Origin of the sequence: Ventosimonas gracilis (genome assembly GCF_001580025.1) — a bacterium.
Taxonomy (GTDB): Bacteria; Pseudomonadota; Gammaproteobacteria; order Pseudomonadales; family Pseudomonadaceae; genus Ventosimonas; species Ventosimonas gracilis.
In genome coordinates, this window is record NZ_LSZO01000144.1 from 1 (window position 1) to 26,653 (window position 26,653).

Genomic DNA, 26,653 nt, shown 5'->3' on the forward strand with positions numbered 1-26,653 from the left:
GAACAGCCCACACTCCAAGGCCACGCGCACAGCATCGGCACCCAGCCCGTCCAGTTGTCCCGCCCAACAGGCTTGCAACGCGTGCGGTTCGGTGAAGAACCCCGGCCTTGCGTCCGGCGCATCTGCGCCACCCGTTAGGGGAGCCTTCGGCTCCATAGAACAACCGCCTCGCTTGACCTCGCCGTGAACGGCAAGGCTTGCGCTTTGGCTCGTGGCCAAACAATCTTGTGATCCAACGGCTTTCAACATGCGACGCATCGCACTCTCCCATTCAAATATCACGGTGACGTGCAAAACCCTTGCACAGGCAAAATGATATAGTTTTAATGAGAATTATTTTTATTAAAGCCTATGCGAGGCGGAGTTATTCGTATGCGAAACGTGGAAAACAGCACAGCGCCCATGCCCATACGCACCAGCAAAGCCTGCTGCCGTCTCGCGGCGGAGCAGCCCAAGCGCTGCCAGACATTGAACGACGGCCATGTGCGGCTGCACCTACCCGATGAATTGGGCAACTGCTACACCGAGCATCTGGAACTGGAACCCGGACTGTCGCTGGGTCGCCTGCACTACCATCCGACCCGGGCACTGATTGAAGAGAGCACCGGCCCGCACGTTGGGCGGGTGATGGTGGTGACGCTGGGGCTATGCGGCGCGTCCGGCTATCTGGGCGAAGATGCCTCTACCCTGCGTTTTCAGGCTGGACACACCACCATCACCGCATTTCGCGCCATCCGCGGCGAACGGCGCTATGACCGCGCACAGGCCGTCTCGCAACTGCGGCTGGTCATCAATGAGGATGCGTTGCACAAATATGTGGGACGCGAACGCGCCGCCAGCATCCTGACTGGCGCGGGGTTGCACCACTTATCATTTCACCCCAGCAGCCACACCAGCATGGCGCACGCCGCCGCGCTGACGCGCTATATGCAGCCCGGCGCGAATGCACACAACTCCGGCGAAAACGGCCGCCGCCTTGACCTGCACATCCACGCCTTGAGCCTGCTGGCCGAACAATTCAACCGGCTTTCACCGGCTGCGCCCATCGCCGCCAATCGCCTGTCCGCCTACGACATCGACCGGATTGAACGCGCCCGCGACCTGATGGCCGAGCAACTGCACCGGCCATTGACCCACGCTTACCTTGCTGCCGCTGTGGGCATCAACGAACACAAGCTCAAGGAAGGTTTTCGTATTCTGTACAATGCCACACCGATGACGCTGCTGCTGGAACTGCGCATGCGCAAAGCCTACACCCTGCTCGAATCCGGCCAGCAAGTCGCACAGGCGGGTTGGCAGGTGGGGTACAAATACCCGAACAATTTTTCCGTCGCCTTTACCCGCTACTTTGGCCGCTCGCCCAAATCGATTTTTGGCCGTCGCTGCGGGTAGGGGCGAAATGAAAGCAGTATGATTACCCTTCAATACGGCAACAGGAACTGAAGCACCCGACATGTTCCCGCGCAGGCTACGTCACCGAATGCGCCGCTTCGGCATGATTGCCGTCGCGCTAGCGTTGCTGTGGCAGACCTTTGCGGTTGCCAACATGCCGGTGGTGAGCCTGTCCGCCGACGAAGAAACGGTCGTCATCTGCACCGGCACGGGTATGAAAACCGTGCCGCTGGCGCAGTTTCTCGGCATCGATAGCGACCAAGACCCAGAACAACAACCGCTTGGCTCGATGCCCTCCGACGGTTCGTGCGTGCTGTGCCTGCTCGCGCACCATATCGCCATTGCCTCGGCGCTACCTAGCATCGCCGCCAGCGACCTGAACACACGCGCGCCGCAAACACCGCTGCTTGATGCGCCCATCACCAGCGGCTTTCGCCGCGCCCAGCAGGCACGCGCCCCGCCCTTCAACGCTTGATTCGCCTCCCATGAGTCGCGCGGCATAACGATCGTGCGGTTTCTTTACGAACAACGTTGGAGTTTTCCCATGTTTAGTATCCCCTGCGCACGGGGCATTGCCCCTGTGCGTCTTTGCCAGTGTGTGCTTGCAACGGCCTGTGGCGTATGGCTGGTCAATCCCGTACAGGCGCAGCAACGCCCGGTTGAGTTGGACGTTGTCACCGTTACGGCCAATCCAATTGTCGAAGAAATTCACATCGATACCTTTTCCGTCGGCTCGGCCGTAGTCACACAAGAGCAGTTGCGCGACCAGAACGCGGTGGACTTGGCCTCGTCGCTGCGCCGCACGCCCGGCGTGCAAATCTCCCGCTACAACCCGGTCGGCGCGTTTGGCGGCGACCAAGGCGGTGCGGTATTCATTCGCGGCATGGGTGTCAGTCGCCCAGGCAGCGAAGTCAAGACCTATATCGACGGCATTCCGTTTTACATGGGGTTGTGGGACCACCCGGTGCTTGACCTGCTGCCGGTCAACGGCATGCAGTCGATTACGGTTTATAAAAGCCCGCAGCCGCACATCAGCGGCAATAATTTTTCGTCCATCAACCTGCAAACCCGCCGCGCCAATGAAGACAGCATGCATGGCGATGTGCGCGTGTCGGGCGGCATGCACGGCACTTTTATCGAGCAACTCAGTCTGTTGGGACGGCATGGCAAACTGGACTGGAACCTGCTGCAAGGTCACGCGCAGTCTGACGGCCATCGCGCCAATGCGGACGGCGAGTTGAACAATGTGATGGGACGCATCGGCTACCAGTTCCATCCACATTGGTCTGTGGCGGCCAGTCTGCTGCATATGAGCAACCAGGCGCGTGACCCGGGCGACAACCGCGTTGCGCCGCCCCCCTTGCCGCCGCGCTACAACACCCAGGCGACGCTACTGGTTGCCACACTGGCGCACACGCATGGCGACTGGCAGGGTGAACTAAAACTCTACCGCAGTCGCGGTGATGCCGACTGGCTCGACCAACCAGCCCCTGACGGCGATGGTCTAAACCGTTTCCGCATGAGCGGGTTGCGCTGGCAAGAACAACTGTCGCCGTGGCAAGGCGGCACGGTGCTGGCAGGGATTGACCATGACCGCATTCGCGGCGATGTTCGCTTCAACCGCATCGCACCTGCACCACAGGATTATTATCAATCGCCCACCTTCAAAATCACCTCGCCCTACCTTGCCATCAGCCATGAAGTCGCGCTGTCACCCGCATGGACGCTGGTGCCATCGGCAGGCGTGCGCTACTACAAGCACAGCCACTTTCCCGCCAAAACAGCGCCGCATGCCGGACTTTCGCTGGTTTCAGAACGGTTGACGCTGTTTGCCAATATCGCACGCGGCATCAACTATCCGGGGCTGGCCGTGCCACTCTTGTCTTCGCAAATCCCGCCACTGGGCAACAGTTGGCGGCAGCTTGATGCCGAGCAAATGGATCACCGCGAAATCGGGATGAAGTGGCAGCCCGCTGATACCACCCGATTCGACTTGAGCCTGTTTCACGACAAAATCAAACACCGTTATATCTTTGGCTTCCCGCCCAGTGTTCCGCCGCCGCCCCAATTCATCAATCTGGGAGTCTACAGCATGCACGGCGCGGAAGTGTCCGTACAGCAAGCGCTGGGGCGCGACTGGTCTGTGTTTGCCGGATTCACATGGCTGGATCCGAGTATCGACAACCTGCCGTACAGCCCCAAACGGTCGGTCACGCTGGGGGTCAATGGCGAAATCGGCCCACTGCACGTTGCCATCGACGCGCAGTACCAATCCCGTGCGTGGTCACTGAACCGCCCACGCGCAGCGGGTGCGCAGAACACCGAGCGCGTCTCGTCCTTCACAGTCGCCAATGCACGCATCGCCTACCCCGTTCCTGCCTTGGGCGACAAGGGCGAGCTGTTTGTTGCCGTGGAAAACCTGTTTGACCGCAGTTACGCCTATCGCCCCGGTTATCCCATGCCGGGACGCTGGGCGCAAATCGGCCTGACGGCCAGTTTTTAAAACCCCAATCACGAGGAATCACCATGAAATATTTACACCAACTGGGCTGCGCCGCCAGCCTGCTGATCGCCCTGATTCTGCCTGTATCAGCTGCCGCCAACCCCAACGAATCCACCGACGAAATCGGCATCCGTCAAATCATGATGTCCACCTGGGACACCCCGCAAACCCGATTAGAAGTTGGCCCGGTCGTCATCAAAGATAAGTGGGCGGTGGCGGGGTGGATACAAGGCCAACGCGGCGGGCGTGCGCTTCTCACCCGTAACGTACACGGCCAATGGCAAGTCTCCGTATGCGGTGGCGATGGTTTGAAAGAGGCTAATACGCTGGTGATGACCGGCATGCCCTTTGATGCAGCACAAGACTTGGCGCAGCAAGTCGAGAAAGCCGAAGCCGCCATTCCTGCCGAGCGCCTCGCCCTGTTCGCCACCTTTGAAGGCATGCTGCGCATGGAGGGCATGCACAGTCATCCGCCACAAACGGCTCCAAACGTGCATCGCCATTGACCTGGACAAGCCAGGCTGCATGACTGGAAAGACGGTTACAAATCCTCTGTGACTTTTACCCGCTACTTTGACAGCTCGCCCAAATCGATTTTTGGCCGTCGCTGCTGGTAGGCAGCACGCCATTATTTGGCCTGGGATAGCGCCAAATAGGGATTGCTCAGCGGAACCTCATCAAACAGCGCATCGGCGCTGGTCAGCAGGTAGCCGTGCAGGCGGCGGGATTTTCTGGGGCCAGTGACTTCACAGATCCAGATATTCAGGCCGTTCGGTTGCTTGCGGTGCAGGCCGAGTTTTTCAAATCGTTTTTGCAGCCATTGCCAGTCTTGCTGGCCTTCCTGTTTGGCAAACGCGGCGGTTTGCGGGTGTTCCTGTGCGTAGCGTTGGAAGACGCCGGGGCTGACGAGAAATACGGAGTCATTCACGGTATGCACCAAGGCTTTGGCATCGTTCAAGATGAGTTTGCGGGTGGTGAGGGCGTGTTTGAGCCAGCGCATGAAATGTTCGGCGGATGGGGCGGCGTGAGCGTCCGGCTGTGTTGCTGTTGCTGTCGGCGCTGATTCTGATTTGGGAGATGGCTGCTGTACATTGGCCAATGCTGGCAGCGTGGCGGGTTGCGCGGGAGGTTCCGGTTCAAGTGCCTGTGACTGCTCCAACAGGGAAAACAGCTCGTCCATTGCACCCGCCGCGCTTGTTGCTGCGGGCATGGATGACGCTGACTCGGGTGCAGTTGGTTGTGCAACGGGCGCTGACGCAGATTCTGGTGCTTTGGACAACGCGGGCGTGTCCATACTGTCGGCCTCGTCTGTCGCAGACTCTATCGCCACCGTTCCTGCAAACGGCGTTGGCCGTTCGCTGGCTTCCCAAATCAGCGCCGGAGCCAGGCGCAGCAGGGTAAAGCTGTGCGACCAGCCGGTGTCGCTGGTGATGGTCGCCTTCCAGATGGCCTTGCCTTCGGGCGTAGGTTGCAACATCCCGTGTTCTTGCAGCACGTTGAACACGGCGGTGTTGTTGGCAGGGATTCCGGCTATGCCTTGCGCCAGCAGATGCGCGCGCAGTTTGTCGGAGACGGTTTTGCTGACCAACCATAGGGCATCATCGGTGAGCCAACCGTCCGAGGCTTGCGGTTGGTTCAGTTTCAGCTCGTGCTTGAGCAGGTAGCGCAGGCCGTCCAGCAGTTTGCGTTGCAGGGCGCTTTTGGGCGCGGCCAGTGCGCGGGCGGGGTCGCCGCCGAGTGCTTGGGCGACGGAGGCGCGGTCGGCCTGGATGACCAGTTCGGCCAAAATGCCTGCGTGCTCGTATTGACCGGCAAGAACGTACAGCAGCGATGCCCACAGGTCTGGATAATCGCAGAGCCAGTCCAGAATATGGCGGTCAAGTAGTTGGTGATAAAGCAATCCTGTAGCTGCGCTGTGCAGGCGGTATGCCCTGCCCTCGCGGTAGCGAAAACGGTAAGGCTGTTGCAGCGTGCCGTGCCACGGGTGCCAGATTGAGTCATCCATCAATTCAACGTGAATGTCCACGGCAATCTTGCCGATGTCGTGCAGCAGCGCGGCGTAGGCCGTGGCGGCGGTCCAGACCTCGGACTGCGCCGCCTGGTCTTCTGGGCTTGCGCCAGCGGGCAGCAGGTGTGACTGGCGCAGTCTCAGGGCGTAGGCAACGATTTCCAAGCCGTGGTCGAGCATGCCGCCAGGATAGGCGTGGTGGTGGCTTTCCGAGGCGGGGAATTGCTGTACCAGTTTGGCGTAGCGTTGCAAGGGAGCCAGATACAGCTCGTTGAATTGCTGGCGCGACAGCGACGTGCGTTGCCAGATGTGTTCCAGCAGTTTTTGCCGACGCGGGGTTGCGAGTAAGTCTGCCGCCGGTTCTGGGCGCAGCCAGCCTTTTGGAGGTTCTGGCTCGGGGGCGGGTTCTGCTGCGGCTGGTTGAGGCCTTTTGAGTTGGGACAGCGAAAAGGTGCCAGCAGCCGAAAGCAAGGCCAGCCATGCGCCTTTTAGCCTTTTCGAGGTAGGGCCTTTCCCCTTGATTCCGTTCCCTTGCCTTTTCACCCTTGCCCCCTTTTGTACTGTTGCACCTTTGGCCGTTTGTAGTCAACAAGCGGCCAAAAGACCCGTGTCGAGCCTGTTTTGAGCAGCACCGTACCGGTGTGCCTTTCGTCGGTAGACATCAGAGCAGTCTTCAACCATAATGACCATATCAATCGATATGGGTAAAGGTGCGCCATGATTACCGAAGTCAGCGCCGTGAATTTCCGGCAAAACCTGGGTGAGATGCTCAATCAGGTGCAGTATCGCAACGACAGCATCGTCATCAATAAAGATGGCAGGCCAGTCGCGGCGTTGGTGGATGCAGAACTGTTTGCCCGCATCCGCCGAATGCGCGAACGCTTTGAGGCGTTGAGCCAGCGGATCAGCGAAGGCTATGCCGCAACGCCCATGCACGAAGGGCTGGCCGAGATTGATGCCGCCGTCGCCGCCGTACGGAAGTCGCGCTGATGGCGCGGCTACGGGTTGTGCTGGATACCAATGTACTGGTGTCTGGCCTGGCCTATCCCGGCAGTGTTCCCGGACGCATCATGACGGTCTGGCAACAGGGCGGGCTGGGTGTGGTGTTGTCGCACTACATTCTGGACGAGTTGGTGCAAGTGCTGCCACGGTTGAAGAAGGTTCATATGACAGCAATGGAAATCCGTGATCTGGCTGACAGTTTGATGTTTCAGGCGGAAATGGTGGAGCCGGATGGCGTGCCGGATTTGGCGCTGCGCGACCCAGCCGACCAAGCAATATTGCAGACTTTGCTGACGTCAGGAGCGCGCTATTTAGTGACGGGCGACAAGGATTTACTGGCTCTGGCAGATCGCTATCCCATCGTGACCCCAGCAGATTTTTGGGCGCAATATGGAATGTAAAAAGACAGAAATCGTCATTTTTGAAATGAACAGGCCTAACATGTTGCAGTAGGTGAACATCATGAACACGACAACCCGTATTCGCACCGCAGAACGCTTTGGCCGCTGGCTGGGTCGGGGTTGGCGTGGTTGTGTGCGCGGCGAACGGCGGGTGTCGGCGTGGTTGGTGGACAAGGGTGCGCCGGTGGTCGTGACGGCTACGCTGGTATGGGTGGTCAAGCTGGCGGTTCTAGGAGTGCTGCTTTACGTGGCATTCTGGATTGCGTTGCTGCTGCTTTTCATGGTGGGTGCAGGATGGGCAGCCGCTGCCAACACCCCAGAGGAAGAGAAGTGGTGGCCGTTCACTGATCTGACTGAACTACGGAAGAAGTCTGGGTACGATCCGAATCTGTACAACGATGCCTCACATGAGTTGTTCATTGACGACCGACAGAAATTCATTTCAGTTTTCCGCCACTGAGTGCGCCCGCCCCCTTGGCACCGGCTTGCGCCGCGTTACTGCTGCCATCTGAAAATCCTTGGGCAGCATGTCCTGCTCGAATCCCGACCCACCCCAAACTCGCCAGCCAAAACGTAGGCAACACCAAAAACATCGTCCCCAATACAAAGTTCAACAGCAAATCCCCGAAGGTATTATTTAGTCCGACCAGCGGGTCAAAGTTGGTATGCGGGCGATTCCACCCGAAACCCCAGCCGTAGAGGGCATCGAGGATGGTGCTGTCTATCCAGCGGGCGAGTTGAAACCAGAAATCCACGAAAAACAATGCAAACTGCACAACGCTGACAGTGACAACGGTTTTCAGGTCATAGGTGCCCACGACCAGTACCAGCGGGATGCAAATCACCAGTGCCATTTTGAGTAAGGCCAGCACCATTGGCAGCGCTTGGCGCATCACGTCCATTGCGGGAAAGGCAGCAATCGCGCCCACGGCCATGCCGACATCGCCCGCAGCCCGCGTCACGATATTGGGGAGGGTCTTGTCGATCTGTCCGCCGTAGTCGGTGTAGACCGCGCCTTGATTGATTTTCTGTTGACGCGGCGTGGCGATGGCGCGGATGACGGAATCATCCACTTCTGTGCGGCTCAAGAAGCCCGCCCAGCCTGCGAGCCGGTTCAGGAGGCTGGGGTCTACCTGTTGCAGTAGCCTTGCCCGCAGGCCGTTGTTGCCGTCATTCCACCATTGCTGGCAAGTCGGATAACCGCCACCGCTCGCGACTTGCGCGAGACCCGCATCGCGGGTGCTGTCGTAAGGCCAAGCATCGCGCGGGGTGCGGGAATGGTAGTTGTCGTAGTAACCCGCTATACCAGTGAAATAGTTGGAACCTATCCAACTGACGTCGTGCATTTGTTTTTCATCCAATTCTGGCCGCTGCATAAACAGCTTGGCGCGCGCCGGGCCGTAGCAGTCGTGGGTGAAGTCGGCGACTTCCTGCGCGAGTATCGGGTCGTCAATGCGGGTGGCGTTGATGTCCATGCGGATTTGCCGCAGGTCGCTGCCGCAGGGGATGGCGGCAACGGATGCGCCGGTAATCGCCCGCGAGAGCGCGTGCATAAACGCCCACCAGACGGGGAGTTTGGCGCTTTGGTTGTTCAGGGTGGTAAAGGATTGGCTCCATCCCGTATTGCTCGGTTCTGGTACGTTGACCTGGCACTGTGTCGAGCGCGATTGGTCGTATTTGATGGTGTTCAAATCGATGTCGATAAACGGCATACCCGCGAACATCAGCACCACAATGGCAACCCAAATGCGGTTCTCGATGCGCATCGAGGACAGCACACCCTTGTTGCCTTCGTCCGCGCCTTCGGTTCGGGCTTTGAGCCATTCCTGGATGATGATGGCGATAAAGGGGATGGCGAATACGCCGCTGGATACCAGCACGGCCCAGATGCCGTTATGGACGATCCATGAGACCAGCGTCAGGTAGTATTCGAGGTAATTCGTGGTAAAGAGCGTCATTATTCAGTCCTGAACCATCAAGCTGATTTCCAGCGCTGCCACAGCAATCACGGCAGCGATTTCGGCGCGTATCAGTCTTTTCCGTGCATCGTCTCCTGCTTCCCGCGCCAGCAAACGCCGCCGCATCCAGCGCCAGCCGTAAATCGTTGCGGCATACAGGCACAGCCGCCAGATCAAAAAATACCCCGCCGCAGCGTCCAACCAGTTTTTCCAGTGATTGATACTGCCAAGCAGATAAATTCCAAGAACGTTGGCGGCCACAGCCAAGGCCAGCAGCAACAGCGTCCACAGCAGCACCTTGCCGACGTTGTGGCGAAACAGCCAGCGCGGGCACAGGTTCACGGCGTGGTTCCCTTGTTCAACTCATCGAGCCGATTGGGAATCGGATCGCCTTCGTAGATGCCACGCGAACCCGCTGCCCGCACGCCGTGGCGCTGGATGATGGCCATCGGCGAGTTGTTCGCCAACGTGCGTCGCAGATCCAGTTCAGTCTTGAGATTTTGAATTTCGCGGATCAGGACGTCGCTTTCATGGTTAACCGCATCAACGGCCAACTGGTTTGCGGCGACGTTGGGTTCCTTCTGGCCGGTGAGCAGCGTGCGTTGCAGCAACAGGGCTTTTTCCAGCACGGAAGCCAGCGCCACTTCCGAAGCCAATCGGTGTGCCAGAATGTCCTGGTCGGGTTCATCGCGCAGTGCTTCGATGACGCCGCGCGTAATCGGTAAAGACACGCTGCCTGCTTCGCGCAGGTTGTAGCAACGGTTATGTATATTGTTGTCGTTTCTTGACCAGATGAATGAAATCAGAAACATCCAGAAGCCATGCCTGTTGAGCAGGCATGAAAAATTCATGCAAATTGCGGGGAAGCACAAGTTGCACATTTTCGGTTTGCATTTCGCGTGTCTGGTGCTCGCTGATGCCCGGCTCCAATGTCAAAAGATGCTTGACCGTAATACGCCCCGCTTCATTGCGTATTTGTCGCCAGCGGTCCTTGCAGGTGGTTTTTGCGGCCAGCATGGTCAGAGAATTTTCAGGAAATGCCATGTCATGGTAATGAGTGATACCGGGGAAAATGAAATCCGGCTTGAGCCGACCTTCCGTAATGCCGCCACGTGTATAGGTAATGTCGTGTTCCCTGAATATATGCTCCATATGGTTTTCCAGCGCCAATCCTGCGCGTGACCTGCGTCGTTGCAGGGTACTTTGTACAATCTTGATGACCGGATTGGCATCTTTTGTATTAGCCTGCCCGATTTTTTGCAACTGCTCACATAGCAGGTGATTTTCAAAAGTTCGGTACAGGATTTCTTCGTGCTCCATCCAGGCAATCAGTGCGCCGTCAGTACTGTCCAGACTGGAAACATCTTTCAGGGTGTTTCTGGCAAAGGCAGAAAACAGTTCGGCTTTGGGATAGGTCTTGCCAAATTGTGCCAGCATCTGCTCAAGATAATCCAGCGCTTCTTCTTCGGCATCTACCCCGATTTGTTCCAGGATAACACGTGCGGCAAAGCCAATTTTGTCCTGGTTGGTTTCCAGTTCTGCGCGGACTGAAAAGCCCGGGTACGTCAGTTTTTCGGACAAATCAAACAGCCAAAGCAGTTGACGCTCGATGAGCGTGTTTTTTTCCGCCACAACCACCAGAGCGCCACCATCCGTGCGTTTGGCAACCAGCAGCAAGTCACCTTCGGCGGCGCATTGCGATACCGTGGCAATGGATGGGGAATAAAGCCGGTATTCCTGCCGCATCACGCCCCGTTCCATCCGCGCTTTTTCGCGGGCATCGTACCATGTCAGAATCCCTTGGCCAGCAACAGGCTCATCATCATCGTCACAAAGATAAAGGAATCGCGCCGGAAATTGAACCTTGCCTGTAGGTTCACCAAACAGGCGACGCATCTCTTTTGCGCCGTTGAACTCACGCTGGTTGGAGCGGCCAACATCAATTTCGACCGCGCTCAAACGCTTGACGGCAACACCATCAAAATACTGCGACAGATACCCCTGTTTCATCCCCTTATCTCCACTTCTGCTGTTTTGGAATGCAGCCAGCGTTCAAGTTGCGATGCCAGCTTGTCACCATTCCGGTTTACACCACGCAGGGCGCATTCCCATACGATACCCACGCGCCAGCCGGTTGCCCGCAATGCTTGCCTCGCGTTGTTATCGTTGTGTCGATTGCGGGAAATTTTGTCCTGCCAGAAATCCGTTCGGGTTTTCGGCAACCTGAAATCCGGGCAGTCGTGTCCATGCCAGAAGCAGCCATGTACAAAAATTGCTGCCCGCCAGCGTGGTAAAACAATATCCGGCGTGCCCGGAAGTTTGCGCACATGAAGGCGAAAGCGAAAGCCCATGCGGTGCAATATCTGGCGCACCTGCATTTCCGGCCTGGTATTGCGGGCGCGGATGCCGGACATCATCCGGCTGCGCGTGGCGCTGGCTACAACATCGGTCATCAGGCAAACAAGGGCAGCGAGATCGCCCTGCCGCCCGCGTCTTGCTCCAATATTTCCAGCACATGCGGCGCCATGATGCGGGCGACTTCCTGCATGACCGGCACAACCACGCTATTGCCGAATTGCCGGTACGCCTGGGTATCGCTGACCGGTATTCTGAACGTATCAGGAAAACCCATCAGGCGGGCGCACTCGCGCGGAGTCAGGCGGCGCGGGCGCTTTCTGCCACCTTGTGAAACCAGAATTTCCGAGCCGTCTTTGTAATATCGCGCCGACAAGGTGCGGGTGACGCTATCCTTTGATACCAGACCAAACCCGAATCCATTACCTGCCGCGCGGTGTTTTTGCGCGTAGGCTTGCAAATAAGCCCAAAGATTCGGTGTCAAGGTGTATTTTGGCTGGATGCGCTGTTTTTCATGGTCAAAAAAACGGTTGCCGTCCCACTCCAGTACCGGTTCGCTACCGTCCGTGGCGTGCAAGATACTGCCAAGACGCGGGCCTTGTGCAGGCAATTGCAGGCTGTCCCACGAAAAACCGCTGTTTTCCCGAAAGCCGACAATGACAATCCGTTCCCGATGCTGCGGGGTGAAATGCTGACCGTCGATCACCTTGTAATGCACCTCATAGCCCAATTCATCGCGCAAGGTTTGCAGGATGACCTTGAACGTATTGCCCTTGTCGTGCGAGAGCAGGTTCTTGACATTTTCCAGCAAAAACGCCGCCGGACGTTTGCGGGCGATAATCCGCGCCACGTCGAAAAATAGTGTTCCTTGGGTGGTACATTCAAATCCGTGCGGTTTGCCCAGTGCATTTTTCTTGCTGACCCCGGCAATGGAAAAAGGCTGGCACGGAAAACCCGCCAGCAAAACATCGTGGTCAGGGATTTCATCCGCATCCATCCGGGTAATGTCGCCCGCGAACGGATGAAGGTCGGCAAAATTTTCCAGATAGGTTTTTTTTGAAAAATCGTTCCATTCACTGGTAAACACGCACTGCCCGCCGTGCGTCTCAAACCCGCTGCGGATGCCGCCAATGCCCGCGAACAGGTCGATGAAACGAAACCGGTTGTTTTCTGACTGCTTTGCGGTGCCGGAAGGGAACAGCAAAAGTTGAAGGGCCGGTCCCAGCATGTCGGGACAAGGGGTCTGACCCGTTTCCCAGCGCCGCAGTGTCCTGATGTCCTTGCCGATATGGCGGGCAAGCTCACGCTGGGTATAGCGGGTACGCGCCTGTTTGAGCAGCGTGGCGGGTTGCAAATGCATTGCCGTCAATCCTTGTTAGGGTAATTTCAGGGTCATTTTGTCCGCAATCTGTCCCTTTGTCAAGGGAGCAGACAGCATCAAGGCCTTTTGAGCAGGCGAGAGTTCGCGGAAGCGGGCGATTTTCTCGACTTCGTCCGGCGGCATGGACAGGCAGATCCACCATTCGATCATCGATAACATGGGTTCGGCGGCTTTGGGCAGGTCATCGACGTTCTGGGTGGCGAGCCAGAACCATGCGCCGAGTTTGCGCCACATTTTGGTGATTTTGACGACATAAGGTGCCAGCAACGGGTTTTTGGTAATGATGTGGCCTTCGTCGGTGACGTTGATAATCGGCCTGCCCAGATACTGGTCGCGTTCGGCAATATTGTTCACGGCGCTGATAAGGCTGATATAGGCGATGGATAGCTGCGCGTTGTAGCCTTCGCGGGCGTAGGTGGCGAGGTCTACCAGCGTAATATCGGCCTCCGGCCACGGCGTGCCATCGCGGTCAAACATTGCGCCATCGGAACCTTGACAAAACATATCCATTGCATCGGCCATTTCCAACAGGCGTGTGCGGCGGGTTTCGGGCAGGGTGTGATCGCGGCTGCGATCGCGCAGGGCATCGCGTACATCGCGGGTCAAGACGGTGCGGGATTCATCCACACACAGCCGCGCGGCATCGAGAATGCACTGGCGAATCAAGGAGCGGTCGGCGCGGGTCATGCGGGCTTCTTCCTTGTCTTCACCGCCGGTAATCATCAGCCGCGCGGTGATTTCCAGTTCGCCCAACACATCGCGCTGCTCGTCGGCTTCGATTGCGGCGTCTGCTAATTGCTCCTCGTCCAGTGCGTCGGCATCCAGCGTTTGCACGTCGCTGGGCGTTTCAATCAGACGACGGGCATCGGCAAACGGCGCAAGGCTGACACCTGCGCCCGGTGCCAGCCGGACGCGGTTGACGGTCAAGCCCAGACGCTTGGCAAATTCGCCAAACAGACCAAACGAATTGCCTGCTTCCACGACGAATAATCTTGGCCGATAAATGGCCGTGACTTGATTGAGTAGATTGTTCAGCGTGGCCGATTTGCCCGAACCCGTCGGCCCGAACAGAAACAGGTGCGCGTTCATTTGCCGGTCAAGCCGGTTGAGCGGGTCAAAGGTAATCGGCCCGCCGCCGCGATTAAAGAAGGTGATGCCGGGGTGGCCTGTCCCCTGGCTGCGTCCCCAGACCGGCGAGAGATTGGCGGCGTGCTGGGCGAACATCAGTTGGCTGTACCACTGCCGTTTGTCTTGCGTTGGGCTGTAGACGCATGGCAGCCAGCGCAGATAGCTATTGAGCGGCGCGACTTCATCGGTTTCCCTGACCGGCTGCAAACCGGCGTTGAGCATGACGTTGGCCAGTTGCAGGCCGCGCTGATCGAGTTCGATTTCATCGCGCCCGCGCAGGTAAAACGCCAACGCGCCGCGATAGAGTTTGTGCGAACTGCCTATCAAAGACCGCGCTTGCTGTACGTCTTTGAGGGTTTGTTCGGATGCCAGCGTCTCGCCCACGGCCTTCTTGGCCAGGTGCGGCAGGTTCTACGCCATTTCGTATTCTTCCTTCGGTACTGAATTTTCAAAATGGCAATCTTCGGGCGTATAAAGCACAAAATCCGAGATTGAATTATGCAAAGGAAGTTCGCTTTGTCTTTTGTTATTGACAAAATCCCCCATACGTTCGGTTCCTGACTTAAAGCGGCTCAGCGTCGTTTTTATGGCCTCTTTGCTGTTGTCAACACCGATCCAGCGCCGCCCCGTTTCGGATGCCACAGCAAGGGTTGTCCCTGAACCGCAATAGCAATCCATCACTATATCCCCCGGATTTGAGGATGCCTCAATAATACGGGCCAGCAACGCCGGATTTTTTTCGGTTGGATAGCCTGTAATGCGAATATTTTGGTTATGTGCATCACGAACATCCATCCAAATATCCTGAACGGGGATTCCTTTGCTGTTTTCCAGATAAATCTTGCGCCTTGGGTTGCCAGTAGAAGACCAGAATATTTCTCCGCTGGCATCCATTGCATCCAAAGTTTCCGGCAAATATTGCCAATGCTTTCCGGGGGGAGGAAGTTTTCCTCGCCACGCCTTTCCGGTTTCTCCATTGCGGACACCTGGCGCATGGACTGGAACTTTTTTATATCTGCGCCCATCGCTATCAATATATGGGTATTCTTTGAGTGCTCTGGCTTCATCCCATTGCTCTATGGGGCGATTCCAGACGTAATTGCTGGTCTTGGTATAAAACAGAATGTAGTCTGCAATGTTGCCGTAAGTCTTTCTGGTGTAGTTCTTTGGATTGCATTTTTTTCGTGTAATACAATTTCTGAAATTCGACTCGCCGAAAATTTCGTCCAGAATGAGACGCAAATGAAAAATCATGCGTTCATCAAGATGCAAATAAAAAGAGCCGTCGTCAGCCAGTAAGTGATGAATAAAAATCAACCGTTCACGCAATGCTTCAACAAATTCGGAGCCGGTCAGATAATCATCATAGGCGTGCGCTTGTTTGCGCGATTCAAATGCCGCAGCGGTAGCAAAAGGCGGGTCGATGTACGCCAACCTGATTTTGCCTGCAATGGATTCATCCTGTGCCAATGCCGCCAGTACGCGCAGGTTATCAGCATGATAAAGCCGATTTTTGCCGCTGCTAAAAGTCATGTCAGGGACATAGCTTCCGGCGGGAGTATTCAAGATTTCTTCTGCTGTTTTTTTACCGGGGTAATCAAGACGAAATGCCGCTGTCTTGGCAACATTTGAAGGTCTTTTCCCTTTTGCTGGAACGGGTACAGCCATATCAGGACTCCAGCCATTTTTTTGAGATGCGTTCTGGCACCATGCGCAAGGTGACAACCTTGACGCGGCCTTTCCACTGTTCCTCAATATAGGCATAGTCATTCCACATTGACCCCAGCAGCAAACCCGGACCATCGTTGACATAAATCACTTTGAGATTCGGCATGCCGTGAGCATCGGCGTATCCAATGATTTCTTGCGCCACTTCACGGTATTGTCCGGTTCTGTCGTCTTCTTGAGCGCCGCCCCTGTCGGAATCGTAGCGGGCAAGGCCAATCGCAAGTACTTTTTTCCCTTCGCAAATGACGAAATCGACAGGCCGGTCGGGTTTTGGGTAGTTGTCAAATATTTTCCCCAGCAATACATCTTTGCCCGCACGTTCCGGTCCGGCAATCACCCAATCGGGATGATGACTGCGTAAAACATCAAATAGCCTCTCGGTCAGGTCGTAACCTTTTTTACCACGGTCTTTATATTCCCAGAGAACAGCGCAAAGCGCCTCATCCGGCATGGGGCGTGACGAGAATTTGCGCTGTACTTCCACGATCTTTCGGAAAGATTCGCCAAATTGGCTGCATATTTTTTCTGCGTCTGTCTTTCGCTTTAACATCTCGACAGGCGTTTGCGGACTGACGTATTTTTTGAAAATTCGGCAAAGCTGCGTGCGCATCCACTGATTTTTTGTTTCCATGATAGACATGAAAAAATTTGTGGACGAGTGCGATGATTTCAGCAACAAGCCAAATTGAACAAGCACAGGCTCATAAAGTCGGCAGGCATCATACAGGATGTCCGGGTAGTACTCGCCCGTGGCAAGGGTGATCCACTCCTCGGCTTCGTTCTTGTAGTCTCTGAATGTCTTTTCTGTGGTCACAAAAAAATCTCGTTTGCTGTTCATCAACCTCGTCATGGTAACGCATTACCGGATGAACCATCCCACGTCAAGGCCGTTCAAGGCAGATCCCAGCCAATGCGTTCCAAGCGGCGCTGCAAGGCAGCAGCGCTGGAATCATCAGCCATTTCAACAAGGCATTACTGCGCATTGTGATGCTCCTTGTTGAAATGCACGGCAGGGTCAAAACGTTGAATGGCGGGCAGCAAGGCTTGCGCCAGACCAGAGCCGCGCGTGACCAGATAGACAACGGTGGTATCTTCCGGTGTACCGTTCGCGCCAAGTGTGGCGTGCTGGAAAGTCGCGGTGAGGAAATCACCCTGCAACAGGCGCGGGTCAAGGGTGATCCAATCAGCGCTGGTATTGGTCAGCCGAACCGCCGTCACCCACTGGTTGTCCAGTCGCCACGCGGCCAGTAGTGCTGCCTGCACAGGCAATGTCGGCAGCAAGGTATCCAAGTTCAAATCACGCCGCAGATTGACGCGCATAATGCCGGGGATAGGCTCTATCGTGCGCAGCGGTGCATACAGGTTTTGCGCGGCAAAGCGGGTCAGGACGACGGCGATTGGGGTTTGGCGTGGCGGTGATTGTGTGGCGTTGCCTGGCGCGGTTTCGCCTTCCACAATCCGCACCGGCTCCAATTCCGGCTCACCGTCTCTTGCCGCGCGAGCGCTGATGTCCAGCAAAATCAAAGCGCCGGTATCGGCATCCTGCAATTGCAGGCGTGTGGGTTCAATCGGTTCATTCGCCCGCAAATACACCACGCCACCCGCGCTTTGTACGCGCAAGCGTCCGGCGACACTGTTTGGCACACCGACGCGCACGTTGCGGTCAACAAACACAATGCGCTCCTGCCCTACAAGCAGTGGCACAGATAACGGTAGCCGTTGCCAGTGCAGGATTTCCACGGCTTGCGCTGCGGGTATCAGTATCAGTATCAACAAGCCAAACAGATAATGCTTCATGGGTTCGCTCCCAAACCGCTGCGTGTGGGCGTTTCTGCTGCTGGCACCTCGATGCGCTGCGGCGTGCCGTCATAGCAGTCCAGCATCAAGCCAAAGGGATTACGCGCAGGGTCTACATCGGCGCGCACGACCTTGATGGGGTAGCGCACCAGCACCCGCTTGACCTGTTCTGCGGCGTAATACTCATCGGCGCTCAAGTCCAATGTGACCAGCCAATCGCGCTCCGAGACCACGCGCACCCGCGCGGCGGGGTTATCGCCATAGCCGCGCCCGGGAATCTCGTAAATCCCGCGCACACGCTGGCGCAGTTCTCCGGCGTTACGGCGGTAGTCATAATCCGCCCGCAGGAAGGCTTGGCACGACGGGGTGAGGTACGGCGAGAGCGTGTGGAGGTTGCGCGAATAGTCCTCTTCGCCGTTCGTCGGCCAGCGGTTGAGGGTCTGGAACACGTAGAACGTGAACGCATAGACCGATTCGGGCGGCACCTCCCACCATTTTCTTGTGCTGCCAGAACGCAGGTCAGGCGGGATGTGGATGGTCAGATTGCGCGGAGCGCTCCACCAACCCGCGCCCATCACCAAGGCCATCAGCAACAGGGCGAGCGCAGCAACGCGCAGCGTTTTGATATGCGCGCGCAAATGTGCGACTTCACTTTTGAACCGGCTCATGCTGCGCACCTTCTGACCGTCCACAAACCGGTGCGGGCAATCAAACCATCTGCGCCCACCCATCCGGCCAGCAGTGGGTAGCGTGTGCTGATCGCCCACTGCAATTGCCGATACAGCCAGGTATCAGGTCGCCCGCGCTTTTGCCGACGCAGCATGCCGCCGCCCACAAAAATGCCCGCAACGATGCCGAGCACAATCAACGTCGGTATCAATGCAATGGTGGACAGCAGCCAGGCCAGCGGCAGACCCACCAGCAACCCGATCGCACCCGACAGGCCGCAGCAAATCCACAGTTCGTCCGCCGTCAACCCGCGCACCACCACGGGCTGGCGATTGAGCCGATGCGGCAGAAAGGTCACGCTGCCATCCGCGCGGATAGGTTGATGTTCAGGCATGTCAGAGAATGCCGGTGGCTTCGGTCAAGAGCCAAATGCCGATGACCAGCAGCACCGCGCCCACGGCGACCGTCAAACCAAACTCGCCCCAGGTCTTGCGCCCCGTGTGGATTTCCGCGTAGGTGCCGTAGGCGTGGTAGCACACACCGATAAACATCGCCGCCACCACCAGTAGCGCCACGAGCAAAATCATGTCGTAGCCGTAGTTGCGGATGGTCTGCATGATGCCTGAGCCGGTGCCGCGCGAGGGCGGGTCAATGGTCGGCAAGCCTTGGGCGAAGGACAGCGCCGGTAGTGTGCTGATGCCCGCCGCCAGCGTGGTACGGAAAGTTAAGCGATGGGGTTTCATGGTCAAAATTCCTTGGGTTTTACGAGAGAAGAAAAAACGTCAGCACGAGATACATCGCCACAAAGCGCATGCACACGGCGAGAAACTGGCGTTGGTTGATGCTGTTTTCCGTCCACCCTACCCATGCCGTTCGGATGGCCCACACGCCCCACAACAGCAACACGGCGAACACAAAGCCGACCAGGACAGCCGCCATGCTGGCGGGCGTGATGGCGCTGTTGGCTTGAAAGGCGGAAAGTTGCGCTGGGGTCATGGCGGCGGTACCCCGTTCGGCAGCACCTGTTCGCGGCGGTAATCGCCGGACAGTTCGCTCAAATCGCGCGGCTGGGCGCGTGATGGTGTGAGCCAGGTTTGAATACCGATACGCACCTGCACCAAATCGGTCAGTAGGCGGGGATAGTCGAAGTGGTCGCGTTCGCCTGCAACGACAGGCGTGTTGGCTTGGCTGTGCCGAACCAACCGTTCCAGCGCGTCGAGCTGGCGCAGCGCAGCCGCCAGCTCGATGCGCTGGTGCGCCGCTTCGGCCAATGCTGCGGGTGACAGCAGCATCGCCAGCAGCACAGACAGGCCGCATTGCACGGCACCTCGCCCGATTGAAAATCCCATCACGCACATCCTTCAATGAACAATGGCGTGATGGTGGCAACCCCGTCCGCTCCCCGCAGCAAACAATCGGAACTGCGGCAAAACGGATTGTTGAGGGCGAACGTTGCGTCTATTGTGCTTTTCGTTTGTTTCGTTTATTGTGAGGCGGTTTCGTCAACGCCCCAAAGGTGCCGCCATGCCCGCTACCCTATCCGCCATCACAACACTGCCCGCCCGGCACGAGGTGCACGCCGCCGCACAGGGACGGCGTGCGCTGGCGGCGTATCTGGTCCAGACCCAAGCGACCCAGCACATCCAGATTGTGGATGCCCGCAATCAGACGCATCAGATTGAGCTGCCAACGACGGCGCTGCGCCTGTTGGCGGATGTGCTGACGGAAATGGCCGAGGGCAACGCCGTGCAGATCGTGCCTGTTCACGCCGAACTGACCACGCAAGAAGCCGCCGACCTGCTCAATGTCTCGCGCCCGCATCTGGTCAAGTTACTGGAAGACGGCGAAATCCCCTTTCACCGCACCGGCAAGCACCGCCGCGTGCGGCTGACCGACCTGATGCAATACAAAGAAGCCCGCATGCGTGCGAGCGAGGCGACGATGGCCGAGTTGACCCGCTTGTCACAAGAATTAGGCTTGGGCTACGAATGAAGGCAGCGACCGCCGTCCTCTACGATGCCTGCGTGCTGTATCCGGCGCTGTTGCGGGATTTTTTGATGTGGTTGGGGTTGTCGGGATGCTTTCGAGCGCGGTGGAGCCGCACCATTCAGGATGAGTGGAAACGCAACGTGTTGCGCAACCGACCGGGGTTGAGCCGCGCCCAGCTTGACCGCGTTTCAGACCTGATGGACAAGGCCATCCCCGATTGCCTGGTCGAAGGTTATGAAGCCTTGATTGCGGACTTGCATTTGCCAGCCCCTGACGACCGCCATGTGCTGGCCGCTGCCATTCATGGTGAGGCCAGCACTATCGTGACGTTCAATCTGCGGGACTTTCCGCGCGAAGCATTGGCCCCGTTTGGGATTGGAGCCTTGCATCCCGATGACTTTATTCTGCAATTGTTGGAGCGTGATGCAACTGCCGTCATTTGGGCGGCGCAACAACAGCGTGCGCAGCTTGCAAGCCCGCCCAGCGATACCGACCAATATTTGGAGATATTGCGCAAACAGGGGCTGATAAAGACGGTGGAAGTATTGACGGTTTACCGGGATAGGCTTTGAGCTACAAACCGTCAGAAACCGGCCTTGATTTGCTATCATGGATATGATATTTTTATGATAACTTAAATATCCGTAAAGAGCATGATATGCCCGCCCTCGCAGAACATTCCGGCATTTCCACCCTGTCCGGCACGCCCAAAGACATTCAGGCGCAGCTTGCCCGCTCGCAGGCCGAACGGGTGCTGGTCATGACCTTTGAACACATCCAGCCGCCGATGTTTGACACGCTGGCCGAGAATTTCACCCATGTCGCCGCATCCATGCTGGACGTGCTGCACGAGCGCCATGAGCGCCAATCGCTGGAACGCTTGGCGCAGGCACTGGTGCCACACGCGCCGCCATCGCCCCGCCTGCTCAAGGAAGCCGCTATGTTGGTACGCGCTCGCCGCGCGGTGCTGGAAAGCGGGGACTGGCTGACCGCCGCCGACATCGCGCAACTGGCGGGGTTCAGCACGCGCAATCCCAGCGCCCAACCGAACAAATGGAAAAAGCAGGGGCTGATTTTTGCCATCCACCACAACGGCGTTGACTACTTTCCCGGCTATGGGCTGGACAGTCACGCCAACTTTCGTCCGCTCAAGGCGCTGTCCGACATCATCAAGGTGTTTGCCGGACACAAGGACGGTTGGGGCATGGCGTATTGGTTTTTGGGCGTCAACAGTTTTCTGGGCGGCAAACGTCCACAAGACCTGCTGGCCTCAAACCCCGAGCGGGTGATGGCGGCGGCGCAAGACGAGATTCAGGAGATTGCGCATGGATAGGCAAGGGGATGTCACGCCCGCGCCGCCTGCCAAATTGCACGTCACGCTGACCACTATCGCCAAAGGGCAGGTGCTGCACCGCGTCCACCTTCAGCACTATCGGGCTAACCAATTCAACCCCGGCCAACGCGGCAACGCACGCTTCAGTCCGATTGGCAATGATGCAGGCCAGCCCGTTCCTACGCTGTACGCAAGCACCACGGTGGACTGCGCGTTGATGGAAACCGTCTTTCATCAACACAGCTCTCACTGTCCGGATGGCGGTTCAGCGCGGCAGACGGGCGAGCGGTTCCAGTGGTGCAGGCATGCGGGAATCGGGAGATGCGGACAAGATCGCTGATCTTAGCAGGACTCATCCTCGCATTGGACAAAAGCATGACGGAACATGTATCGTATCGGCGTTAACATAAAGAATGCAAAACGCCGCCTATTACATTGAGCAACACTCTCCATGAAAACCCAGAAAGCGGCCCACACACTACCGGCAAGACCCGTTCTCAAGTGGGCGGGCGGGAAAACGCAGCTTCTGGACGCACTTCGCACCCACCTCCCCAAAAAATTCAACCGCTACATTGAGCCGTTTGTCGGCGGCGGCGCGCTTTTTTTTGACCTCAATCCGCGCCCTGCGGTTATTGCAGACCTGAATCCTGAACTGATCAATCTGTACCAATGTCTGCAACGCGATTACCTCGGGGTGGTGAAACATCTCCCCCACATGCCCAATGATGAAGATTTTTTTTACAACATCAGGGCATTGGAGTTTGCCGATCTGGAACCGATGCAGGCCGCCGCCCGAACCATCTACCTGAACCGGACTTGTTACAACGGTCTGTATCGGGTCAATAAAAAGGGACAGTTCAACGTGCCTTTCGGGCATTACAGAAACCCGGCGATTTTCCAGCCCGAATGCTTGCAGGCGGCGGCACAGGCATTGGCTGGCACGACCATTATCCTTGGTAACTATAAAGATGTGCTTGAGCAGCACGCGCGCTCGGGCGATTTTGTTTTTCTCGATCCACCATATCTTCCCGTCGGCGAGTACGCGGACTTCAAGCGCTATACCAAAGAACAGTTTTATGAGGAAGACCACCGGGAGCTGGCCGAAGAAGTGCGGCGGCTGCAGAAAATCGGGTGTCACGTCATCCTGACCAATTCCAATCATCCGCTCGTCCATGAACTGTATGCTGGGCTTGAGATGGAGGTCATCAGTACGCGCAGGAGTATTTCTTCCCGCGCCGCGACCCGCAAAGGCGAGGATGTCATCATCACGGCGAGGCCCGCGCCACAGGTTTTCTTCCGGCTGGTCCCAGACCCCGTGCCGGAACAGGCAGGGCGTTATCCTTCAACCCGTTATATGGGGTCCAAGGAAAAATTGCTGCCCTGGATTAAATCAGTCGCGCAGAATTTTGAATTTGACAGTGTAGCGGATTTATTCTCTGGTTCTGGCTCAGTCGGGTATATGTTCAAGAGCATGGGCAAGCAAGTATTCTCCAATGACTACATGACCATGAACGCGACCTTGGCCAAGGCCATGATCGAGAACAGCACCCAAACACTGACTCCACGCGAGATTGACCAGCTTTTTTCGCCCAACACGGAAAGTGACCGATTTGTTCAGGATACATTTCAGGGAATTTATTACCCGGATAAAGAAAACGCGGTTATTGATCTGGTCCGGGCCAATATCCGCAAATTCAGCAACCCACACAAACGCGCCATTGCCCTTTCAGCCCTTATCCGCGCCTGTCTCAAAAAGCGCGCACGCGGCATTTTCACCTATACCGGGATGCGCTACGACGATGGCCGAACGGATCTTGCCCTCTCGATGGAAACGCAAATCCGGCGGGCAGTGGCTGCCATCAATGCGGCTGTTTTTGATAATGGGATTCCATGCGCAGCCAGTTCTGGAGATGCCATGCAGGTGCAGGTCAAGGCCGATCTGGTTTATCTTGACCCACCTTATTACAGCCCGCTGTCTGACAATGAATATGTCCGCCGCTATCACTTTGTTGAAGGATTGGCGCGCGACTGGAAGGGAGTGGAAATACAGTGGCATACCAAGACCCGCAAGTTCAAAAGCTATCCAACCCCGTTCAGTTCACGGGTTGGGGCAGCAGATGCCTTTGACCGCCTGTTCAGGAAATTGAAAGACAGCATCATCATGCTGTCTTATTCCTCCAATTCGCTGCCCACAAAAGATGAAATAATTCACCTCCTGACAAAATACAAGCGTCATGTTGAGGTCGTCGATATAGACCACCGCTACTCATTTGCCAATCAGGGCAGCGCGTCATCAGAAATCCGCAATCAGGTCAAAGAATATCTTTTCGTAGGTTTCTGATGCTCTGGCATATCGGCAATACCACCGTACGCACCCCCTATCGTCTGCAAGAGGCGTTGCGGGTATTATTGACCTCTCCGCTCAATGGCAATCTGCTTGGGCGCGAACAGGAGCATGCGTTTGCCCGCCTGCTACATGAGTCCGGGATTGTTGAAGCAGGCAGGGTTGAACGCGGAGAAGATGCTTCCGATTTGGGAAGGAAGTGGCGTTCTGCGCTGTCACAGCTTGGTTTTATTACGCCCCAACTTACAAGACTTCAAAAGGCCACCCACTTTTCTGCAAAAGATGATCTCGTGTGGAAGTATGCTGGAGACATTGCAACTCTGAGCGGAAAGCGATATGAAATCACACCCAGCGGATATCGTCTCGCCAAAGCAGATGTGATCGCCGCTCAACAAGAGTGTTTTTTACGCTCCATTGCAGCGTACCAGATACCATCACAGATTGAAACAGGGTATAAATGCAGGCCTTTTTCACCGCTTCGCTTTGTTTTGGATGTGATTTGCGAGATTGAATCCAGCGGAGCAGATCCAGTGCTGGGCTTTGATGAATTTGCGCTCTTTGTGCAAACAAAGTCACCCGATGACGGTGCCAATAATGTTGTCGCCAAGATTTTATCCTACAGGATGGCAAGACAATCAAACCGGGGGCAGGTTCGCCTGTTTGATCGTGCACAATATGAAACGGTGGCCACAGAAGTCAAAAGACAAACAACCACATTGAAAGATTATGCTGATCTATCCTTCCGGTACCTGAGGGCTACCGGTCTTTTCCAAAGTAACGGCCGCGGCATCTGTCTGTCGTCACGAAAAATACAACTCACACAACTCATCAGGCGAGATGGTTATACATTCCACGATGCCAAGGAATATTTCCAAACACTTTGGGTCGGCGCAAGTCTACCGACGGATGATGCCAATACCTCGCTGCAAGTTGCCACCTCTCTTGCCGAACAATTAACATCACGCGGGGTCACATCCGTTGCCCCACCTGCGGGGACGCCTGTTGCGGAGATTGAAGCTGTCCGGCACGCTTTTGAAGAACGGCTTTCGCAACTGGACGAAGAAGAATTTGCCGCCGCACAGGCAGGCAAGGTCCAGGAAATCGCCGACTGGATGGATGCCATTGCAAGCGGGAAGTCAGGCATGCTTGCAGACGGAACGCAGATCAAAAGTCTCGGCAACGAACGCCCCGCCTATCTGGAATGGATTGTCTGGCGCACATTTCTGGCGATGGATTCCCTGGTCATCCCAGCATGGCAATGCCGCAACTTCAAGATCGATCAGGATTTTCTGCCTGTTCACTGCGCTCCCGGCGGAAGACCGGATATGGTGTTTGAGTTTGAGGACATGATTGTTGTCGTGGAAGTCACTCTAACCTCTTCGTCAAGACAGGAGGCGACTGAAGGCGAGCCGGTCAGGAGGCATGTTGCCAGATATGCCCAGGAACAGGGAGGTAAAAAATGGGTCTGTGGTCTGTTTATCGCGTTGCAGATAGACAGCAATACGGCACACACTTTCAGTTCCGGCACATGGTATGCGCCAAATGATTCCAAAATCCCGTTACGTATTGTCCCGATGACTTTGGCTGATTTCAGAACATTTTTACTTGCCGGTCAGAAAATTTTGCCCGAGATGCCTCAAAAGTTACGCACCTTACTGACAGAGTGCAGGGCTGAATCAAACCGCGAAGCACCACAATGGAAAAGCGAGATCAGCAGGATTGTGCATTCTATGGCACAAGCACTTCGGGCAACAACATCGGGAAAAGGTTGATTTTATAGGTCCGATGGACGAGTGGCGAGGCAGCGGTCCGCAAAACCGCGTAGGCCGGTTCTGGTTTGGCTTCCAGTACCTGAATGCTGGCAGCCAGTTCAGCGGCCCGCGTTTCCAGCGCCAAGACCTGCTGCGATTCAACGCGTGTTTGTACCTGTTCGGCAAGTTGATTGACCGCGCGATAACCCAGCACCATTGCCACGCTCAATCCCAGCAGCCAGCAAAAAAGCAGTGTCTGCACGACTACGGCAGCGCTGATACGGCGGGAAACACGCGGCATATTCATGGCTGCGCTTCCCTAAGCGGGAAGGACTGGATCGCCTGATCTGCGCTGCTTTCATCGTCCGCGTCCGGCGTGTTGTCTGGCAAATCTTCGTGCACCACAAAACACACCTGCCGCGCCCGCTCATCCGTGCGCAACTCCCACGCCGAACCGGCCAGCGTCAACAGCGCATTGCGTACCGTCATCGGCCCCAGATGCAAATGCGCCACAGGTAACGGCAGCGCATCCAATTCCATCGCGGCAGCGGTTCCCTCGCACAGCCGCCAGCCCGTGCGTTTCAGCACATGCCGCAGCCCATCACCCACCGTGGCCTGCACGCCTTGCGGCAAAGAAACTTCCACCACCTGAAGCAACAAATCGCGCTGCGCTGCCGTGGGTTCAAGCTCCACCAGCGTATACCGCCCAGAACGCACAACCGGAACGAAGATGGATTCTTCCGGTTCGGTTGCAGGAACGGTTTGTTCAACAACAGGCGTGGACGGCACGGTTTGGGTCGCGCAGCCGCTGACAAAAGCGGTTGTCAGCAGACTGGCAGCAATCCAAGCATGGGGAACAGAAATGGCAGGCATGGCATCTGAGGTTTCAAAGATAACGCCGATACCTTGGCCTC

At 56.7% G+C, this 26,653-nt stretch carries 29 protein-coding genes and 2 pseudogenes; 13 read left to right on the forward strand and 18 right to left on the reverse strand.

Translation table 11 applies throughout. The features are described 5' to 3' along the window. The first annotated feature begins 372 nt into the window (after positions 1 to 372). The 4 genes from AXE65_RS06400 to AXE65_RS06415 all read left to right on the forward strand — a co-directional run bounded on the left by AXE65_RS06400 (position 373) and on the right by AXE65_RS06415 (position 4,401). Entirely contained in the window at positions 373 to 1,392 is a 1,020-nt protein-coding gene (locus AXE65_RS06400; protein WP_239685039.1) for a helix-turn-helix domain-containing protein, read from the forward strand. 61 nt (positions 1,393 to 1,453) lie between these two features. Beyond that, a complete protein-coding gene (locus AXE65_RS06405) occupies positions 1,454 to 1,867 on the forward strand; it encodes a DUF2946 family protein (protein WP_079214071.1) in 414 nt (137 codons plus the stop codon). A gap of 69 nt (positions 1,868 to 1,936) precedes the next feature. Continuing rightward, on the forward strand, positions 1,937 to 3,895 hold the full coding sequence (locus tag AXE65_RS06410) for a TonB-dependent receptor (protein WP_079214072.1): 1,959 nt from the start codon (positions 1,937 to 1,939) through the stop codon (positions 3,893 to 3,895). A 23-nt stretch (positions 3,896 to 3,918) separates the two neighbouring features. Continuing rightward, positions 3,919 to 4,401, forward strand: a complete 483-nt coding sequence (locus AXE65_RS06415) for a copper uptake system-associated protein (RefSeq protein ID WP_068389695.1) — start codon at positions 3,919 to 3,921, stop codon at positions 4,399 to 4,401. A 122-nt stretch (positions 4,402 to 4,523) separates the two neighbouring features. On the opposite strand, the gene mobH is transcribed toward AXE65_RS06415, so the two are convergent. Further along, positions 4,524 to 6,374 (reverse strand): MobH family relaxase, encoded by a 1,851-nt coding sequence (gene mobH, locus AXE65_RS06420; RefSeq protein WP_068389698.1) that lies wholly within the window; start codon positions 6,372 to 6,374, stop codon positions 4,524 to 4,526. Between the two features lie 246 nt (positions 6,375 to 6,620). Between mobH and AXE65_RS06425 the strand changes: the two genes are divergently transcribed. The 3 genes from AXE65_RS06425 to AXE65_RS06435 all read left to right on the forward strand — a co-directional run bounded on the left by AXE65_RS06425 (position 6,621) and on the right by AXE65_RS06435 (position 7,766). Further along, complete coding sequence (locus AXE65_RS06425; RefSeq protein ID WP_068389702.1) at positions 6,621 to 6,893, forward strand: type II toxin-antitoxin system Phd/YefM family antitoxin; 273 nt, start codon at positions 6,621 to 6,623, stop codon at positions 6,891 to 6,893. Next, positions 6,893 to 7,306, forward strand: a complete 414-nt coding sequence (locus AXE65_RS06430; RefSeq protein WP_068389705.1) for a putative toxin-antitoxin system toxin component, PIN family — start codon at positions 6,893 to 6,895, stop codon at positions 7,304 to 7,306. Before AXE65_RS06425 ends, AXE65_RS06430 begins: the two co-directional genes overlap by 1 nt. A 61-nt stretch (positions 7,307 to 7,367) precedes the next feature. Continuing rightward, positions 7,368 to 7,766, forward strand: a complete 399-nt coding sequence (locus AXE65_RS06435) for a DUF3742 family protein (protein ID WP_068389708.1) — start codon at positions 7,368 to 7,370, stop codon at positions 7,764 to 7,766. Here the strand turns inward: AXE65_RS06435 and AXE65_RS06440 are convergent. The 15 genes and pseudogenes from AXE65_RS06440 to AXE65_RS06510 form a co-directional block, all read right to left on the reverse strand. Next, positions 7,744 to 9,264: a conjugal transfer protein TraG N-terminal domain-containing protein gene (locus AXE65_RS06440; RefSeq protein ID WP_068389711.1), complete on the reverse strand. Its 1,521-nt coding sequence runs from the start codon at positions 9,262 to 9,264 to the stop codon at positions 7,744 to 7,746. The genes AXE65_RS06435 and AXE65_RS06440 overlap by 23 nt on opposite strands. A gap of 3 nt (positions 9,265 to 9,267) precedes the next feature. Continuing rightward, a complete protein-coding gene (locus tag AXE65_RS06445) occupies positions 9,268 to 9,606 on the reverse strand; it encodes a hypothetical protein (protein ID WP_068389714.1) in 339 nt (112 codons plus the stop codon). Further along, positions 9,603 to 10,016: pseudogene (locus tag AXE65_RS06450) on the reverse strand (integrating conjugative element protein); the annotation flags it as partial. The pseudogene AXE65_RS06450 and the gene AXE65_RS06445, both read right to left, overlap by 4 nt. Before the next feature lie 10 nt (positions 10,017 to 10,026). Next, positions 10,027 to 11,274, reverse strand: a complete 1,248-nt coding sequence (locus tag AXE65_RS06455) for a type II restriction endonuclease (RefSeq protein WP_068389720.1) — start codon at positions 11,272 to 11,274, stop codon at positions 10,027 to 10,029. Further along, positions 11,271 to 11,717, reverse strand: coding sequence for a very short patch repair endonuclease (locus AXE65_RS06460; RefSeq protein WP_068389723.1), 447 nt, complete (start codon positions 11,715 to 11,717; stop codon positions 11,271 to 11,273). Before AXE65_RS06460 ends, AXE65_RS06455 begins: the two co-directional genes overlap by 4 nt. Further along, positions 11,717 to 12,979: a DNA (cytosine-5-)-methyltransferase gene (dcm, locus tag AXE65_RS06465; RefSeq protein WP_068389726.1), complete on the reverse strand. Its 1,263-nt coding sequence runs from the start codon at positions 12,977 to 12,979 to the stop codon at positions 11,717 to 11,719. The genes AXE65_RS06460 and dcm overlap by 1 nt, the downstream gene beginning before the upstream one ends. 27 nt (positions 12,980 to 13,006) lie before the next feature. Next, a pseudogene (locus tag AXE65_RS06470) lies at positions 13,007 to 14,539 on the reverse strand (conjugative transfer ATPase); the annotation flags it as partial. Beyond that, positions 14,540 to 15,796 (reverse strand): site-specific DNA-methyltransferase, encoded by a 1,257-nt coding sequence (locus AXE65_RS06475; protein WP_068389729.1) that lies wholly within the window; start codon positions 15,794 to 15,796, stop codon positions 14,540 to 14,542. Between the two features lies 1 nt (position 15,797). Next, positions 15,798 to 16,694 (reverse strand): bstEII, encoded by an 897-nt coding sequence (locus AXE65_RS06480; RefSeq protein WP_068389846.1) that lies wholly within the window; start codon positions 16,692 to 16,694, stop codon positions 15,798 to 15,800. A 134-nt stretch (positions 16,695 to 16,828) separates the two neighbouring features. Beyond that, positions 16,829 to 17,653 (reverse strand): TIGR03749 family integrating conjugative element protein, encoded by an 825-nt coding sequence (locus AXE65_RS06485; RefSeq protein ID WP_068389732.1) that lies wholly within the window; start codon positions 17,651 to 17,653, stop codon positions 16,829 to 16,831. Further along, entirely contained in the window at positions 17,650 to 18,321 is a 672-nt protein-coding gene (locus tag AXE65_RS06490) for a PFL_4703 family integrating conjugative element protein (RefSeq protein WP_068389735.1), read from the reverse strand. Before AXE65_RS06490 ends, AXE65_RS06485 begins: the two co-directional genes overlap by 4 nt. Beyond that, positions 18,318 to 18,716: a TIGR03750 family conjugal transfer protein gene (locus AXE65_RS06495; protein WP_068389738.1), complete on the reverse strand. Its 399-nt coding sequence runs from the start codon at positions 18,714 to 18,716 to the stop codon at positions 18,318 to 18,320. The genes AXE65_RS06490 and AXE65_RS06495 overlap by 4 nt, the downstream gene beginning before the upstream one ends. Before the next feature lies 1 nt (position 18,717). Continuing rightward, a complete protein-coding gene (locus tag AXE65_RS06500; RefSeq protein ID WP_068389741.1) occupies positions 18,718 to 19,065 on the reverse strand; it encodes a TIGR03745 family integrating conjugative element membrane protein in 348 nt (115 codons plus the stop codon). 19 nt (positions 19,066 to 19,084) lie between these two features. Continuing rightward, the gene (locus AXE65_RS06505; RefSeq protein WP_068389743.1) at positions 19,085 to 19,318 is read right to left on the reverse strand and encodes a TIGR03758 family integrating conjugative element protein; all 234 of its coding nucleotides are present in this window, start codon (positions 19,316 to 19,318) and stop codon (positions 19,085 to 19,087) included. Then, positions 19,315 to 19,671, reverse strand: a complete 357-nt coding sequence (locus tag AXE65_RS06510; protein WP_068389745.1) for an integrative conjugative element protein, RAQPRD family — start codon at positions 19,669 to 19,671, stop codon at positions 19,315 to 19,317. The genes AXE65_RS06505 and AXE65_RS06510 overlap by 4 nt, the downstream gene beginning before the upstream one ends. A gap of 175 nt (positions 19,672 to 19,846) precedes the next feature. On the opposite strand from AXE65_RS06510, the gene AXE65_RS06515 reads away from it, so the two are divergent. The 6 genes from AXE65_RS06515 (at position 19,847) to AXE65_RS06540 (ending at position 25,760) form a co-directional block, all read left to right on the forward strand. Continuing rightward, positions 19,847 to 20,314, forward strand: coding sequence for a helix-turn-helix domain-containing protein (locus AXE65_RS06515; RefSeq protein ID WP_068389748.1), 468 nt, complete (start codon positions 19,847 to 19,849; stop codon positions 20,312 to 20,314). Further along, positions 20,311 to 20,883, forward strand: a complete 573-nt coding sequence (locus AXE65_RS06520) for a PIN domain-containing protein (protein ID WP_068389751.1) — start codon at positions 20,311 to 20,313, stop codon at positions 20,881 to 20,883. The genes AXE65_RS06515 and AXE65_RS06520 overlap by 4 nt, the downstream gene beginning before the upstream one ends. Positions 20,884 to 20,969: 86 nt before the next feature. Further along, entirely contained in the window at positions 20,970 to 21,644 is a 675-nt protein-coding gene (locus tag AXE65_RS06525) for an XRE family transcriptional regulator (RefSeq protein WP_068389753.1), read from the forward strand. Next, positions 21,637 to 21,984 carry an RES family NAD+ phosphorylase gene (locus AXE65_RS06530; protein ID WP_068389756.1) on the forward strand — a complete coding sequence of 116 codons (348 nt, stop codon included), beginning with the start codon at positions 21,637 to 21,639 and terminating at the stop codon, positions 21,982 to 21,984. Before AXE65_RS06525 ends, AXE65_RS06530 begins: the two co-directional genes overlap by 8 nt. 111 nt (positions 21,985 to 22,095) lie before the next feature. Beyond that, positions 22,096 to 23,985, forward strand: coding sequence for a Dam family site-specific DNA-(adenine-N6)-methyltransferase (locus tag AXE65_RS06535; protein WP_068389758.1), 1,890 nt, complete (start codon positions 22,096 to 22,098; stop codon positions 23,983 to 23,985). Beyond that, positions 23,985 to 25,760: an AlwI family type II restriction endonuclease gene (locus AXE65_RS06540; protein WP_068389761.1), complete on the forward strand. Its 1,776-nt coding sequence runs from the start codon at positions 23,985 to 23,987 to the stop codon at positions 25,758 to 25,760. Before AXE65_RS06535 ends, AXE65_RS06540 begins: the two co-directional genes overlap by 1 nt. Here AXE65_RS06540 and AXE65_RS06545 read toward each other — a convergent pair. Both AXE65_RS06545 and pilL2 read right to left on the reverse strand, forming a co-directional pair. After that, positions 25,717 to 26,046 (reverse strand): hypothetical protein, encoded by a 330-nt coding sequence (locus tag AXE65_RS06545; RefSeq protein ID WP_068389765.1) that lies wholly within the window; start codon positions 26,044 to 26,046, stop codon positions 25,717 to 25,719. The genes AXE65_RS06540 and AXE65_RS06545 overlap by 44 nt on opposite strands. Then, complete coding sequence (pilL2, locus tag AXE65_RS06550) at positions 26,043 to 26,612, reverse strand: PFGI-1 class ICE element type IV pilus protein PilL2 (RefSeq protein WP_068389768.1); 570 nt, start codon at positions 26,610 to 26,612, stop codon at positions 26,043 to 26,045. The genes AXE65_RS06545 and pilL2 overlap by 4 nt, the downstream gene beginning before the upstream one ends. Between the last annotated feature and the right edge of the window lie 41 nt (positions 26,613 to 26,653).